General features: G+C 59.9%; 8 protein-coding genes. 5 read left to right on the plus strand and 3 right to left on the minus strand.

The window, feature by feature from the left end:
* Positions 1-6 precede the first annotated feature (6 nt).
* Entirely contained in the window at positions 7-831 is an 825-nt protein-coding gene (locus tag OZX64_RS00830; protein ID WP_277173109.1) for an alpha/beta hydrolase, read from the minus strand.
* Positions 832-975: 144 nt separating this feature from the next.
* Here OZX64_RS00830 and rsmI point away from each other — a divergent pair, with 144 nt between their 5' ends.
* Both rsmI and OZX64_RS00840 read left to right on the plus strand, forming a co-directional pair.
* Positions 976-1,971: a 16S rRNA (cytidine(1402)-2'-O)-methyltransferase gene (rsmI, locus tag OZX64_RS00835; RefSeq protein ID WP_277173111.1), complete on the plus strand. Its 996-nt coding sequence runs from the start codon at positions 976-978 to the stop codon at positions 1,969-1,971.
* 409 nt (positions 1,972-2,380) lie between these two features.
* Entirely contained in the window at positions 2,381-4,600 is a 2,220-nt protein-coding gene (locus tag OZX64_RS00840; RefSeq protein WP_277174915.1) for a beta-L-arabinofuranosidase domain-containing protein, read from the plus strand.
* Positions 4,601-4,685: 85 nt separating this feature from the next.
* Here the strand turns inward: OZX64_RS00840 and OZX64_RS00845 are convergent, their stop codons facing one another.
* Positions 4,686-6,401: a glycoside hydrolase family 43 protein gene (locus tag OZX64_RS00845; protein ID WP_277173114.1), complete on the minus strand. Its 1,716-nt coding sequence runs from the start codon at positions 6,399-6,401 to the stop codon at positions 4,686-4,688.
* Positions 6,402-6,506: 105 nt separating this feature from the next.
* A complete protein-coding gene (locus tag OZX64_RS00850) occupies positions 6,507-8,096 on the minus strand; it encodes a glycoside hydrolase family 43 protein (RefSeq protein WP_277173116.1) in 1,590 nt (529 codons plus the stop codon).
* Positions 8,097-8,209: 113 nt separating this feature from the next.
* Between OZX64_RS00850 and OZX64_RS00855 the strand changes: the two genes are divergently transcribed.
* From OZX64_RS00855 to OZX64_RS00865, 3 genes are all read left to right on the plus strand, one after another.
* Positions 8,210-10,510 (plus strand): family 43 glycosylhydrolase, encoded by a 2,301-nt coding sequence (locus tag OZX64_RS00855; protein ID WP_277173118.1) that lies wholly within the window; start codon positions 8,210-8,212, stop codon positions 10,508-10,510.
* A 51-nt stretch (positions 10,511-10,561) separates the two neighbouring features.
* Positions 10,562-11,638, plus strand: a complete 1,077-nt coding sequence (locus OZX64_RS00860) for a LacI family DNA-binding transcriptional regulator (RefSeq protein WP_277173120.1) — start codon at positions 10,562-10,564, stop codon at positions 11,636-11,638.
* A 244-nt stretch (positions 11,639-11,882) separates the two neighbouring features.
* Entirely contained in the window at positions 11,883-15,125 is a 3,243-nt protein-coding gene (locus OZX64_RS00865; RefSeq protein ID WP_277173122.1) for a family 43 glycosylhydrolase, read from the plus strand.
* Positions 15,126-15,206: the final 81 nt, after the last annotated feature.

The following is a 15,206-nucleotide window of genomic DNA, read 5'->3' on the forward strand; positions in this document are numbered from 1 at the left end:
ATTTTGCTATTTTGCGAAATTGCGCTTGATCCACGCGGCCCAAAGGCTCGGCCAGACCTGGGCGCTCGGCTCGATCTGCGCGGCGTTACCAGCGGCGGCCGTCTCGGTGGTAGCCAAGGCGAGGCTATGCGGACCTTGCGGGAAGAGATGCGCTTCGACGCTCACCCCGGCTTCGACGCAGGCGTTGATGAAGAGCAGCGAGTTCTGCACCGGCACCACGGCGTCGGTGATGGTCTGCCAGATGAAGGTCGGCGCGGTCTTGGCGTCGACGTGCTTCTCGCAGGAGATCTCGTCGAGCATCTTCTGGTCGCTCTTCTTGTCTCCAAGCAGCTTGGTGATGGTGCCTTCGTGGCGGTATTCGCCGGCAGTCAGCACCGGGTAGCCCAGCGCCAGACCGTTGGCGCGCACCGCGTCCGGATCGTAGCCGTTGGCGCGCATGACGTCATCGCCGGTGGTGGTGGCCATCGACGCGGCGAGCTGACCTCCGCAGGAGAAACCGATGACGGTGACGGCCTGTGGATCGACGTGCCATTCCTTGGCGTTGTCGCGGATGAGCTTCATGGCTTCGGCGCCCTCAAGCATCTGCACCGGATAGCGCGAAGGTGCGATGGAGTAGCGCAGCACGAACGCCTGCACACCGGCCCCAAGCGCCATCATTGCGATGGGCTCTGCCTCGCGGTCGGTGACCTTGTTGAAGCCACCACCGGGGAAGATGAGCACCGCCGGACGGCGTCGATCCGGGTCGATTTCCTTGGAATTGTCGATGATGTAGCCGGTCAGGCTTGCCTCACTGCCATCGATGCCCTTGATGGTCTTGGTGATGTATTGCATGATGTCCCTTCTTCCGTGGCCGATCGCCTGCGTATGTTGGTACTTCTCACGATGTATACGCGGTGCCGGCGTCTACCTTGGATTTTAGGAAGCTTGCCAGACGGTTCGACGTCCTGCGTCATCGCGGTGGTGGATACTTGAAGTATGCAGACTAGTGATATGGAATCCGAGGAATATGAAACCGTCGTCCGCGACGCGACGGAACACGAGGCCGGCGAGCAGAACATGGCGCAGAACGGCGTGATGGTCGAGATTCCGCGCGGAACGGTGGTGCTGGCGGCGACGCCGATCGGCAATGTCGGCGACGCTTCGGCTAGGCTGCGGGCGCTGATTGAGCGCGCGGATATCGTCGCTGCGGAAGACACGCGACGGCTTTACGATCTGGCGAACCGGCTCGGCGTGCATGTCGGCGGGCGTGTGGTGGCCAACCATGACCACAACGAACGTGCGAAGGCCGACGGTCTCTTGGACGAGGTCGAACGCGGGGCGACCGTCTTGGTGGTTTCGGACGCGGGCATGCCCACTGTCAACGACCCGGGCGTGGCCATCGTGCGCCGCGCCATCGAGCGCGACCTGCCGGTGACCTGCGCTCCCGGCCCGTCAGCGGTGCTTGACGCGCTCGCGCTTTCCGGCCTGCCGACCGACCGGTTCTGCTACGAGGGGTTCGTGCCTCGCAAGCGGGGCGAACGCATCCAGCGCTTCCGCTCCTTGCTGGGTGAGCGGCGCACGATCGTCTTCTACGAGACCCTGCACCGCATCGCCGAGACAATGGATGATTTGCTTGAAATGTTCGGCCCGAATCGCCCGATGGCCCTGTGCCGCGAGTTGACGAAGGACTACGAGCAGATCCGCCGCGGCACTATCGCCGAAATCCACCAGTCGGTGGTCGACGACCCGCCGCGCGGCGAAATCGTCTTGGTCATCGGCGGCGCGAGCGAGGAAGAAGCGTTGAAGGCGGGCGAAGCGACGGCGACGGTCCTGAGTGTCGATGATCTGGCTGCGCTCGCCGTCGAGCGTTCCGCCAAAACCGACGAGCGTATCAAGGACGCCATCGCCGAAGTGGTCAAGGAACATCCGCTTCCTGATGGCTCGCTGCCGAACCGTAAGGCCATCTACACTGCCGCTCTCAAGCTGAAGTGAGTGGGCTGAGGCGTCGAGAGCGAAGTTAAAACGTATAGATGATGATATTTCGTTAATGTCCAGTCTTTTATGATATAAAACGGCGTGTTGTCGATTTAATGGAAGGAGGTGATTTTGATGTTCGGACCTATTGTTGGCCCTCTTATCGGTGCTTTTCACGCGATACTCGGCCCTTTGAACGGGTTGATTCCTTTCCTGGTGCATCTTTTCTTCTGATTGATGTACAGGTAAGATAAGAATCGGAGTAGGCATCGCGTTCGTTATGTGGAGCGATCGAGTAGACAACCTAGCAGCAGAAGCTGGTGCCTCTCCTTTGATTGGCAGCTTGAGTTCGGTACGAGGGAATGTGGTTTCAATGACGATGATGAATAACAAATCCTGTAACGAATGCACTTTAAAGAAAGATTCCCTGGTTGCCACGCACAGCAAACCGCTGCCGTTCAAGGATGTGACGGTGGATGACGCCTTCTGGGGTGCCGAACAGGAGCTGGTGCGCACGCAGGTGCTGCCATTCCAGTGGCGTGCGCTGAACGACCAGGTACCGGGCGCCTCGCCGAGCTACTGCATGCACAATTTCAAGGCCGCGGCCGCGCAGAACCAGCGTGCGAACGACGCGAAGGCCGGCGGGAAGGCATACACGCCGCCAACTTACACCGACCGTGGATTCAACGTGCTACCCGACGATCCGGCACATCCCGATGCCGACAAATTCTACGGATTCGTCTTCCAGGACACGGATTTCTCCAAGTGGATCGAGGCGGTCGGCTATTCGCTGGCACACCATCCCGACGCCGAGCTCGAGGCGACGGCCGACGGTGCGATCGACATCGTCTGCGCCGCCCAGCAGCCCAACGGCTATCTCGATACCTATTACATCCTCAACGGCATGGACCGGCACTTCACCAACCTCAAAGACCACCATGAGCTCTACTGCATGGGCCATCTGATCGAAGGTGCGGTCTCCTATTATCAGGGCACCGGCAAGGCGGAACTGCTGCACGCCGCCGAGCGTTTCGCGGACTACGTCGCTTCCGTTTTCGGCACGGATCCCGGCAAATTGCATGGTTATCCGGGCCATGAGATCGCCGAAATGGCGCTGGTCCGGCTTGCCGAGGCGACCGGCAAGCGTCGATATCTTGACCTGGCCTCATATTTCGTCCACCAGCGCGGCACCTCGCCGCTCTATTTCGAGGCCGAGGACCACGCTCGCTCCGAACACGACGGCACGCCGTTTGTGGCGAACGACAACTGGCCCAAGCCCTACGCCTATTATCAGGCGCATGAGCCGGTGGCTGACCAGCGCGAAGCCGTGGGTCACGCAGTGCGCGCCGGCTACCTCTACTCCGGTGTCGCCGACGTGGTGCGGCTGACCGGCGACAAGAAGCTCAACGAGGCCATCCATGCCATCTGGCGCAACATCGTCGACAGAAAGCTCTACATCACCGGCGGTGTGGGCGGCACGGCAGTCGGCGAGTCGTTCTCCTATGACTACGACCTGCCCAACGACCTGGCCTATTCCGAAACCTGCGCGGCGATCGCGCTCGTCTTCTTCGCGCGTCGGATGCTCGAGCTGGAGCCGAAAGGGGAGTACGGCGACGTGATGGAGCTGGCGCTTTACAACACGGCGCTGGCGGGCATGGCGTTGGACGGCAAGAGTTTCTTCTACGTCAATCCGCTTGAGGTGCGTCCAGAGACCTCGCGCAATCACGACGTGCGTTTCGAGCATGTCAAGGACGTGCGGCAAAAGTGGTTCGGCTGCGCCTGCTGCCCGCCGAATATCGCGCGGCTGGTCGAAAGCGTGCAGGAATACGCCCACACCCTTTCCGACGATGGAACCACGCTGTTCACGCACCTGTATATCGGAGGGGACACAACCTTCGAAGTGGGTTCTGCGTCGGTGCGTCTGGCCATGACCTCCGAACTGCCGTGGAGCGGCAAGGCTAGGGCCAGTGTTCATATTGACGGTTCGCAGGTTGATCGAGCGGCGATGGCATTGGCCTTCCGCCTGCCTTCCTGGGCAGGCAATGCCGGGGACGTTGCGAATACGGTGTCGGCAAGCGGCGAGAAATCCGGTGATATCACGCGCGAGATTCGCGATGGCTACCTCTACCTTTCCGGCACTTGGCGCGAGGGTGATAGTGTGACGTTCGATTTCCCGATGCCGGTGAATATGGTCGCGGCCAACCCGAAGGTCAGCGAGGATGCGGGCAAGGTCGCCTTTATGCGCGGCCCGATCGTCTATTGCGCCGAGGAACACGACAACGGCGACCAGTTGCATCGTCTCCATGTCGATGCCGGCAAGGTGGGTGCCAACGCCGAAAACGTGACCGTGCGGACGTTCGATTTCCATGCAGGGGCGCAGGGAATCGACGCCAAAGGCACCGGCGAGGTCGAGCCGGTGACACGGTCGATGGTCAGGCTCGAGGTTCCCGCCTGGCGCGATGATGATACGGAGACAACCGACAAGACGCAAGATTCAAGTACCGGCTCGGTGGCGACAGTAAGGAGTCCGTTGTACTCCCGTTGGCAGCCGGCAAAGCGCAAACCGGTGACGGCCACGCTGATTCCGTATTTCGCGTGGGCCAATCGCGGCGAAAACGAGATGCGTGTCTTCCTCGACATCCGTTAGTTGATATACAGGTCGGCCGATAGTCATACAGGAATAGCGGAATTCCAGCGTTTCTGTATAGCTATCGGCCGACCTTTGTGTTTGGCTACTGTCGTGCACCCCAGATGCAGAGGTTGTTGCCGAGCGCGGAGAAGGTCATGGCCGGCTTGCCGTCGGACTCGCGCGGCAGCACGGCGAAGACGCCGGTGTAAGTGGTTGTGCCCAGCGTGATGCGCATCGAGCCGTTGCCGCAGATGTCACCGGTCCCGGCGCCGCCCTTGCCGCGGTGGTCCAATGTATGCCCGTTGCCTGAAAGTCGCCACTGGCCGCAGGTGATGTTGCCGTCCGTCGCGGTGACGGATGCGTTATTGCCGATGATGCCGGCTGATGCCAACGTGCGCGGATCCTCCCCGCTTACGCGTCCGTTTGAATGCAACCGAATATGTACGGGGGTATTGACTCCGTGCCAGTGCCCGTTTTCGTCGTGTGTGCCGTCGAAGTAAGTGTCCTGACGAAGGACGGTCAGCTCATAGTCTCCGGCGATGCTGGCGATTTCAGCGGGGTTATGCGGTGCAATGCCGACAGCTCCAGAGTATTCGTAAGGTGCGGCGACCAGCCAGCCGTCATCGGTGGCGTAGAGCTCACGCACGCGCGTTTCGTAGTCGTTGTCGTCGCGGCCGATGAAGCGGGTGTGATAGACCATGAACATCCGCCCATCCTCGCGCATCAGCGCCGAGTTGTGGCCCTGCGAGATCTCCACATCGTCCCAATCGGGCTGGGTGGTCTCGTCCTTGCCGTCCGGATTCGTCGGATTCGTGGTCTGGCCGGCCTTGGTGAACCCGCCGCTCCATGCGACCGAGGCGAGTAGCCGCACGCCGGCCTTGCCGGTCCAATTGTCAGCGATTTCGCCGTGGGAAATCGCAGGATTGCCAGCTTGGTCGAGGTAAGGCCCGGTGAGGTTGCGCGAGCGGAAGACACGGATCTGGTAGCCACCCGTCCTACCGAGCCCGCCGTAGGAGAGCATGAGATACCACCAGCCGTTGGCGTTGAGGAAATAAGAGCCTTCGCCGGAGTTGCTGTAGCCCCCGCCGATTTTGATACCGTAATACGGGTCGCTCGCATCGTGGACAAGTGGATAGGTGGTCGTGTAGTCACGCAGTCCGGTTTTCGGGTCGAGCCTAATCATCCAGAGTCCGCCGAACCACGATCCGAAGCTCATCCACATGTCGCCGCGTTCGTCGATCACCGGTGCCGCGTCGATGGCGTTGATATGCGAGTCTTTGAGTGACTGGTAGCGTGTCAGCGGCCCTGACGCTTCGTCGCCAAGCACGCGCGGTACGTCGGTTTTCTTGACGTTGTCGGGTTTGAATCCGGAATAGACCACCGGCCCCACATACGTCCAGTCGTTTTCGAGATGGTCGGCGGTCAAGAGGACGATGACCGACTGGTAATGCTCGCCGTTGACGGAAAGGTACATGCACCACTTGCCCATCGTCGGGTTGAAGATGACGTCCGGCGCCCAGGTATTGCCGGAAAGCGGCGAACCATTCAAGCCGATTTGTGGCCATTGTTGCCAAATCGGCCCGAGCAGTGTCTCGAAATCGTCGGTGAGATTATTGCTCATCGGCTCCCAGTTGACGAGGTCGGTGCTGCGGGCGAAACGCCGGTGCGTGCCGAAGAGATAGTAGACCCCGTTCTCCTCGGCGATGGCCGGGTCGTGAATCGGCACGCGCCCTTTGGGCAACGGGAATTCAAAGAACCCCTGCGGCGTATGAGGCACCCGTACCGGCAGACGTCGTGTAGTAATCGTTGAAATAGCCATTGATGAACTCCTTCAATAATCGCATATCGGCATATACAACAATGAAAACGTTGGAATTCCGCCATTTCGATGTTGCGTATGCCGACAAGCGATAGAAACTCGGTGTTATCTCTGAGATCCCCAGACGCAGATGTTGTCGCCGATGGCCGAGAAGGTCATGACCGTCTTGCCGTCCTTGTCGCGCGGCAGCAAAGCGAACGCGCCCTGGTAGGTGATGCCGTCAAGCGTGATCGTCAGCCTGTTGCTGCCCGGCTCGGCCTTCCACGTTCCGGTGCGGTCGCCGCTGACTTTGCCGTCGGCCGTGAGCTTGATGTCCTTGGCCTGGTTGATGCCTTTATAATCGGTGCTTTTCTTGTCGGTCGGACGCTTGGGCCCCTTGAAATAGGTGTTCGGGTTCTGCATGGCGAACTCATAGGTGCCGGCGAGCTTGCTTGCCGGGTAGCCCTTGGCCTTCGCCTTGGTGCCGGTGTATTCGTACGGCGCTGCGGTGAGCCAGCCGTCGGCGGTCGGCAGCAGTTGGCGCGTGCGGATCTCGTGGGTCTCGCCGCGGTCGGAGAAACGGGTGTGGTAGATGAGGTAGTCGGTGCCATCGCTGTCCGCCAGGGCGGAGTTGTGGCCTTGGGAAACCTCGATATCCTTTTTGTCCGTGCCGCTCCAAACGGTGGAGGCCATCAGTCGCACTCCGGTGTCGCCTTCCCAGTTATTGGCCTCGGCGCTGGTCGAGACGGCCGGGTTCCCGTTTTCATCGAGATAAGGTCCGGTGATGGACTTCGAGCGGAACATGCGGATCTGGTAGCCTCCGGTCTGCTCGAGATGGCCGTAGGAAGTGAAGAGATACCACCAGCCGTTGGTATGCAACAGGTAGGAGCCTTCTCCCGAGTTGCCGTATCCGCCGCCGAGCTTGACACCGTAGTAGCCGTCGGACTGGTCGGTGATGGTCGGGTAGGTCTTCGCATAATCGCGCAGGCCGGTTTTGCTGTCGAGCTTCAACATCCACATGCCGCCGAACCAGGAGCCGAAGGTCATCCACATGTCGCCGTTGTCATCGGCCTTGACGCTTGGGTCGATGGCGTTGATCTCGGTGTCGTCGGCGGAGAGGTAACGGCCGATGTCGGCGCTTTCGCCGAGCACGCGCGGCACGTCGGTCTTGTCTTTGTCGGCATCGTTGAACCCGGAGTAGACCACGGGGCCAACGTAGGTCCAGTCGCCCTCGATGTTATTGGCCGTCAGCAGCACGATGACCGACTGATAATTGGCCCCGTTCAGGGAAAGGTACATGCACCACTTGTTCATGCTCGGGTTCCACACCACGTCCGGTGCCCACATGTTGCCTTTGACATCCGGATTGGCGGCCTGCTTGGGCCAGGCCTTCCAGATATCCGCGAAGATCTTCTCGTAGTCGCGGCTCAGGTTGTTCTTGAAATAGTGCCAGTTGACGAGGTCATTGCTTTTCGCCCAGGCGCGGTGTGAGCCGAATACATAGTATTTCCCGTTCGCTTTCACGACGGAAGGGTCGTGCACGGAGACGCGGCTGATGTGTTTGCCCGCCGAATTGAGTGTGCTGGTCGGCGACGCGGCGCCGTTCGATGCGCCTGTGCTCGTATTCGCGCTTCCGCATCCGGCCAGTGTCCCGACGAGGGTGAGGGCCGCCAGAATTCCAGCCAGGCCACGTCGTATCGTCCTTGTTGTTGTCATGTGCGGGTACTCCTTCTTCCTACTTACGGCGGCATTGCGTCTTTTACAACGTTGTAACGTCGTATACTAGTGTACATCGTTGTAACTTCAGACACGTCAAGGGAGAATCTGAAATGCAGGACAAAATGTCTGATTCGCATCGTTATTCGTTGCTTTGCTATACCAGAAAACCGACCGGCCGCGAACACGCCAACAATGCGGACGTCGCGTTGAGCATGCATCTCGCCCTGCGCTCACCGGTCACCGGCAGGTGGGAGCCGCTTAATGGCAACTACGGCATTTTCTTCGCTGCCGGGGTGCCTCGTGCGGGAGTGCCGCAGGCGGCGAGAGGCGCGGCCACCGCCTCACGCCGTTTTCGTCCGGAGGCAGGCCCCGTCGGCTACGTGCCCAGCGGTGCCGTAAAACTTGACGCGTTGATGCCGGATGTCGACATCACGCTCAAAAGCCTTGTGGACCCATATCTGTTCCGTTGGTCGGATGCGGGCTATGGCATTGCCGCCACGCGTACCGCCCGTGGTGGTGCAGCCGATGGATCTGAACGGTGTTCGTTCCTGCTGGCCCGAAGCCCGGATCTGCTGAATTATGAGCAGCTGGGCATGGTGACGTTGGACACCGACGAGGGCGTGCATCGCCCGCAGGTGGCTGCGCTCGCCGATGCTGGCGGGTATGCGATTTCCTGGTATGACGATGGCGGGCGATGGCGTACGGCGCATGTCGGCGATCTCTTGGATGCGCTCGACGGAGTGGTCGCGGTGGATGAGGCCGTGTCTGTCGGTGGCGTTGGCGGGCTTCAGGATGAAGGTGGTTGCGAGAAGGCCGGTTACCAGGGCGGGCAGGCCGGATCGGTCGATATTGCGGACTGTGTGCCCGGCAATGTCATCGACATCGATGTGGACGATGCCATTGCCCTGTCCGACCGGTTCGGACGCATCTACAACACCGGCGTCGCCTGCCCCGCTCTGACGTTCGTACCTGCCGAAGGCAAGGTGTACGGCGGAACCCGTACGCATGAAGATGGTCTGCAGGAGGAATCGGCCGGAGTCTGTGTCGATGGACATGTGCGCAAGGCGGCGCCGGATGCCGAACGCCGAAGCCGTGAAGCGTTGCCGCCTTCCTCTTCCGATGCCCTCGACGATGCCTTGCAACAGTTCAGGCGCCAGACCGTCGATTTGCTGTACTCCGACGGCTCGGATTCGACGCGCAAGGTCGATTGGGACGAGGCGCAGCTTGCGCAATTCAGGCGCAATGCGCTCGCCGGCAATTTCAAGCCGGGTCAAGTGGTGACGATCGACGGTGTGGTGCGACAGCAGACCTACCCTGTCCCCTTCGCTCGCGAACGTGCCGACCCGTCGGTGTTCCCCTATGATTTCAACGGCGAACGGCTGTTCCTGTTCATCGCCACCGACGATACCGATGGCAACTGCATCGACCCGAACGGCGGGCAGACCCACATGCCGCTGCGTGTGGGCCGCACCATTGCCGAGCTTTCTGATGCCGCGGGCGGACGAGAGCGGGAGATCGACCTTTTGAAACGCGGCGATCGCAACAGCGAGGGACGTGAGATGACCGGCTGTTTCTGGGCCCCTGAGCTGCACATCATCGGCGGCAGGCTCTCGATTCTGTTCATGCCGTGTTTCGACGGTCCTGAACGCAAGGCGGACGGGACGGTCAACGATCGGGCCGGCAAGCCGGATATGTGGACCGGAAGCTGCCATATCATGCAGCTTGGCCAGGATGGTGACGGCCGTGATCTCGATCCACGTGAACCCGCCAACTGGGATGCGCCGCGGCCGATCCGCGGACCACAAGGCGAGGAGCTGAATCCGGTGCAGGGCATCAGCCTTGATATGACGGTCTTTGCCGATTCCGGTCGTTGGTACTACGCCTGGCAGCAGATCGGCAGTGTCTGGATAGCCTCGTTCGATCCGGCCGATCCCACGCGTCTGACCAGTTCGCCGAGGCAGATCGTCGTCCCTGAATTCGCTTGGGACAACGCCATTGCCGAGGGTCCCAACGTCGTGGAGCACGATGGCACGCTCTGGCTCATCTATTCCGGTTCATTGGTCGGCATCGACTACACCACCGGTTTGGCCACCGCCCCCGCCGGTGTCGGAGCCGATCTGCTTGATCCGCAGACATGGAACAAGCTCGGCTGCCCGCTTCAGAAGTCGGGAATATATAATAATGAATGGCAATTGGGAACCGGACATGGCATGTGGTCGGCTGACGAGGACGGCAATCCGCTCTACGTTTTCCATGCCGCGGAATACGCCAACGGCCGATATGGCGGCCGGGATGCGCAGGTGCGACGTGTACACTGGGGCGTGGATGGTATGCCGATACTCGACATGCAGAAAAGCGAGGAACTCGATGACGCCTCGACGTGTATATCGATGAAAATTACCGTGGCGTAGTGCGTGGACAATGGACGTAGTCTGAAGTAGGGCAGTAGGGGGAGCGCGAATATGAAAGCTACTCGAAATGGCGGCAAAGTGGGTAAAACCGGCGAACAACATGTTGTTACGATGCGTGAGGTGGCTGCGTCCGCCGGCGTCTCGATCAAAACCGTTTCCAACGTTGTCAATGACTACCAGTTCGTTTCGGATACCACACGTAAAAAGGTCAACAAGGCCATTGACGAACTGGGGTATGTGGTCAACGTCTCGGCACGCAACCTGCGGCGCGGGCAGACCGGCGTTATCTCGCTGATCATCCCCGATCTGCAACTGCCGTATTTTGCCCAGCTCTCCTCGCTGGTCATCGGCGAGGCCAAGAAGCTGGGGCTGCAGGTCATTGTGGAGCCGACGCTTTATTCGCGTGAAGGCGAGATCGAAGCGTTGCACGGCAGGCGGCTTTCCATGCTCGACGGCGTGATTTTCAGCCCCTTGGAGCTCGGGCAGGACGATGCCGAACAGCTCGCCGTCGATTATCCGCTCGTGCTCATCGGAGAGCGGATCTTCACCGATTCGGTGGATCATATCGCCACTGAGAACGTCGAGGGCGCCAAACGCGCCACGTCCTATCTCATCCAGACCGGATGCCGCAGGATCGCGGTACTGGGTGTGCATCCCGGGGAGAAGGTTGGCTCCGCGGGCCTGCGTTTCCAAGGATACAAGGAAGCGTTGGAAGAGAACGGCATTGACTTTGACGAGCGTTTGGTGGCGCCGGCGGGGATGTGGCATCGTGTCGATGGGGTGGATGCGATGAACCACATGCTCGATAGCGGTGTCAAACTGGACGGTGTGGTCGCCTTGAACGACATGCTCGCCTCGGGTGCCATGCATGCCATTCAGATGCGTGGCCTGAGGATTCCCGATGACGTGTCGGTGATCGGGTTCGACAATTCCGACGATTCCCAGTACCTTTCACCGCCTTTGACCTCGATTGCGCCCGGTCTCGAGGCCGTCGCCCGTCTGTCCGTGCGGGTCCTGAAAAATCGCATCGATGGCATCAGCCCGCTGGGCGCTGTCGATGGCGGCACCATTTTCCGTAAGGTTTCATCCACGTTGGTTGTCCGAGACTCCACGCATCGTAAGGCATAGTGGTCGAAGAATACGGGAAAACACTGTAAGTAATACGTTTCTAACGTTGTAGAATGATAGCCACGGGATACGCGATAGTGGTGTGTAATCCCGTGGCGACTGGCTATGAAGCCTGTTGTCCAAAAAATCGCTCTGGAGAAGGCAGAAGGTTGATGGGCAAATTTACAACGATGTATATTCCGATTGTCGTCGTGAATGCCGTCTTGCCAGCCGGTCTGAAGAGCAATGATGATAGGAGAATTCAATGGTGACACGAATGTCGGAAAGGGCCGGCAGATGTTGCGCGTTACTCGCGGCTGCATCGATGCTGGTGGGCATGGTCGGTGTGACCAGTGCCAATGCTGGCCCTGTCAAGTCGGTGACCAGAGATGGGCGCTCGACAGTAGAGACGAGAAGCGATCCGCAGAAAATCGTGGATTATAATTTTTCTGACGCGGCCAACGGCGCGTCTTCGGTCAACAACGCGGTGTCCGGCTCCGCACTCGGCGCGGCGACGATTACCAAAGACGGCGCTGCACCTACGGGCGGCACGTTCAACGACAAGTCCTTGGCGATGGACGGCAACTACTATGTGAAGCTGCCTGACAACATCCTCAAGGGCCACAACTCCGCCACCGTCTCCACCGTGGTGAAGAACGACCAATTCAACAGCAGCGGGGCTCAATGGACCTATCTGTGGTCGCTGGGCAGCACCGGACAGTCAGGCAAGGGCTCGTGGACCGCCTCGACGCATACTTCGCTCTATGCCTCGGTCACTTCGAAGGGCAATGGTGACGGTGAAACGTTCTTCTCCGCCGGCGAAAACCTTTCAATGGATAAGTTCCAGACGTTGACTTCAACAATCGACGGCAGCACGAAGACCGCCAAGCTCTATATCAACGGCCGTGAGGTCGGTTCTTCGAAGATCACCGCCGATATCTCCAAGTTCGCCGACCAGACCAACGACGTTATCGGCCAGTCGCGTTACCCTGGTGTGGGCGATGCGTTCTTCCATGGCGCGGTGCGTTCGTTCACCGTCTATGACGGCGCGATGACCCCGCGGCAGATTGCGAAGACCCTGCCGAGCGAAGGCGTCGATGATCTGCTTGGCAGCGAGGCCTCGGCGCTCAAGGTGCCGCAGACCGCCAATGCCGATTTCACGCTGCCGACATCCACGGCAGACGCTTCGATCACCTGGAGCTCGGACAACGGCGCCATCGCGGTCAACAATGCGACCGGCAAGGCGAAGGTTACCTTGCCCGCCCAAGATACAACGGTCAATCTGACTGCCACCCTCACGCCCGCCGCAGGTATGGCGTCCCCGTCGAAAACGGTGACGAAGTCCTTCCAGGTGTTGGTGCCCAAGGTGCTCAATGACGCACAGTTCCGTCAGAAGGTTGCCGACAGCGTGTCGCTGGGCGAGAACGTGGATGCCAACAACGTCCGTGGCGACTTGCTGCTGCCTTCGACGATGAGCATCTCCGCCTATGACTTCACCGGCAATGTCACGTGGAAATCTTCGAATACCAAGTTGGTGTCCATTGCCGACAATGCATCCAAGGTGTCTGCTCAGGATATGAGCGATGCCAGCGATGCTGGAAGCTATGAAGCCAAGGTCACCCGTCCGGATTGCGGCGGCGCCCAGAAGGTCGAGTTGACCGCTACGGTCTCCGAGGCGACGACACGTATGCTGAGCACGCCGGTCACTAAGACATTCACCCTGGCGATTCAGCCGCTGTCTGCCGGCAACGACACGACCCATGTCCGCGTGACCTCGCATGATCCCTCGATCGTCAAGGCCAACGGCAAGTACTACATTTTCGGTTCGCACCGCGCGTTCGCCAAGAGCACCGATCTGCAGCACTGGCAGTATTTCAGCAACAACCTCGTGACGAATTATCATCAGGTGCTCGACCCGATCTTCAACGAGTGGTCGAAGCAGGATTCGAATCCGGACGTGACTGGCAACATGTGGGCTCCTGAGGTCATCTGGAACAAGACCATGCACAAGTGGTGCATGTATCTCTCGGTTAACGGCGATAATTTCAGGTCCGTGATTGTGCTGCTTACCGCCGATGACATCGAGGGCGACTGGACCTATGTGGGACCCGTCGTTTATTCCGGTTTCCGCGAGTCGACGAAACAGCTCACCGATGTGCCCCGTGTGCTTGGTGAACATGCCGATCTTAGCCGCTATCTGTCACCCACCGATACCGAGATCAACGCCATCGATGCCAGCGTGAAATATGATGGCAACGATATGTGGATGGCGTTCGGCTCGTGGTTCGGCGGCATCTGGATGCTCAAGCTCGATCCGGCTACCGGTCTGCGTGACTACAACACGACCTACCAGACCAAGGCCAACGTCTCCGATGCCTATTATGGCCACAAACTGGCCGGCGGCTACGGTAATTCGGGAGAAGGCACGGCGCTGGCCAAGGCCGACGGTTACTGGCACCTCATGCTTTCCTACGGCGGTCTGACGCAGACTGGCGGTTATCAGATGCGCGAGTTCCGTTCGAAGTCCATCACCGGACCGTATCTCGACCAGAACGGCAATGCCGCGGTCTACACGCAGAAGGTTTCTGACGACAAGGCCTTCAACCGTGGTCTGCGCATCCTGAGCTCCTACGACCAGCCGGGCAGCGAGAACGTCAAGACCTCGCAGGGCGGCAACGCCATCGTCACCGATTCCGACGGATCCGTCTACAACGTGTACCACACCCGCTTCGTGCGTACCGAAGGCAATCTCGAAGAGCACCAGGTGCGCGTGCAGCCGATGGTCTCCTCCGACGGATGGCTGGTCATGGCGCCGTTCGAGAAGTCCGGCGAGGTAACGAGCGATGCGTCGTATACGGCTTCCGCGTTGGCGGGAACCTACAACTTCGTGGTGCATAACCCGGTGTCGTTCTACGCTGGCGGCGGGTTGACGAGCCAGGCCATCTACCACGCGGTGCCGGTGACGCTCAACGCCGATGGCTCGCTGTCCGGCACCGGCATCGCCGGCACTTGGCAGGTCAAGGGTCGCAAGGTGACGCTCAACGTCACCTCCGCTCCCGAGGCCACCAAGCTGCACGGTTCGTATTCGGCTACGGTGGGCTATCAGACCGATGAGACCGGCCATGATGTTGTCTTCTTCTCGGGTCTCGGCGGCGATGTGTTCACCGACAACGGCCCGGACGCGACGGTTCGTGGCGGCAAGGCCGCGTTCTGGGGTGTCAGGCAGTTGCCGCAAGGCCGTGGCATCGCCACTGCCGAAGTGCCTTGCTCGACGAATCCCGGCGACGGGACACAGCCTATTGACAATACCGTCACGCCCAATGACAAGCAGCCCGGTGATAAGAATCAAGGCAACAAGCAACAGCAGAAGAATAACGTCAAAGCCGATGGCGCCAAGAAACTGGTCAAGACCGGTGCCGTTGTCGGTTCCCTACCGTTGTTCACGGTTGTTGTGGCACTCGCGGCCGCTATGCTGAGCGTTTTGGCTGCGAGCAGACGCAAAAATTAGAGATAAGTAGGTATCCGTCAGGTACCTAGGTGTCTTGGGGTGGCGTGGTTTATCGGTTCGATAAGAGGGCCGATGTGACCC

It is taken from the genome of Bifidobacterium sp. ESL0704, from assembly GCF_029392075.1.
In the GTDB taxonomy this organism is placed as follows: Bacteria; Actinomycetota; Actinomycetes; order Actinomycetales; family Bifidobacteriaceae; genus Bifidobacterium.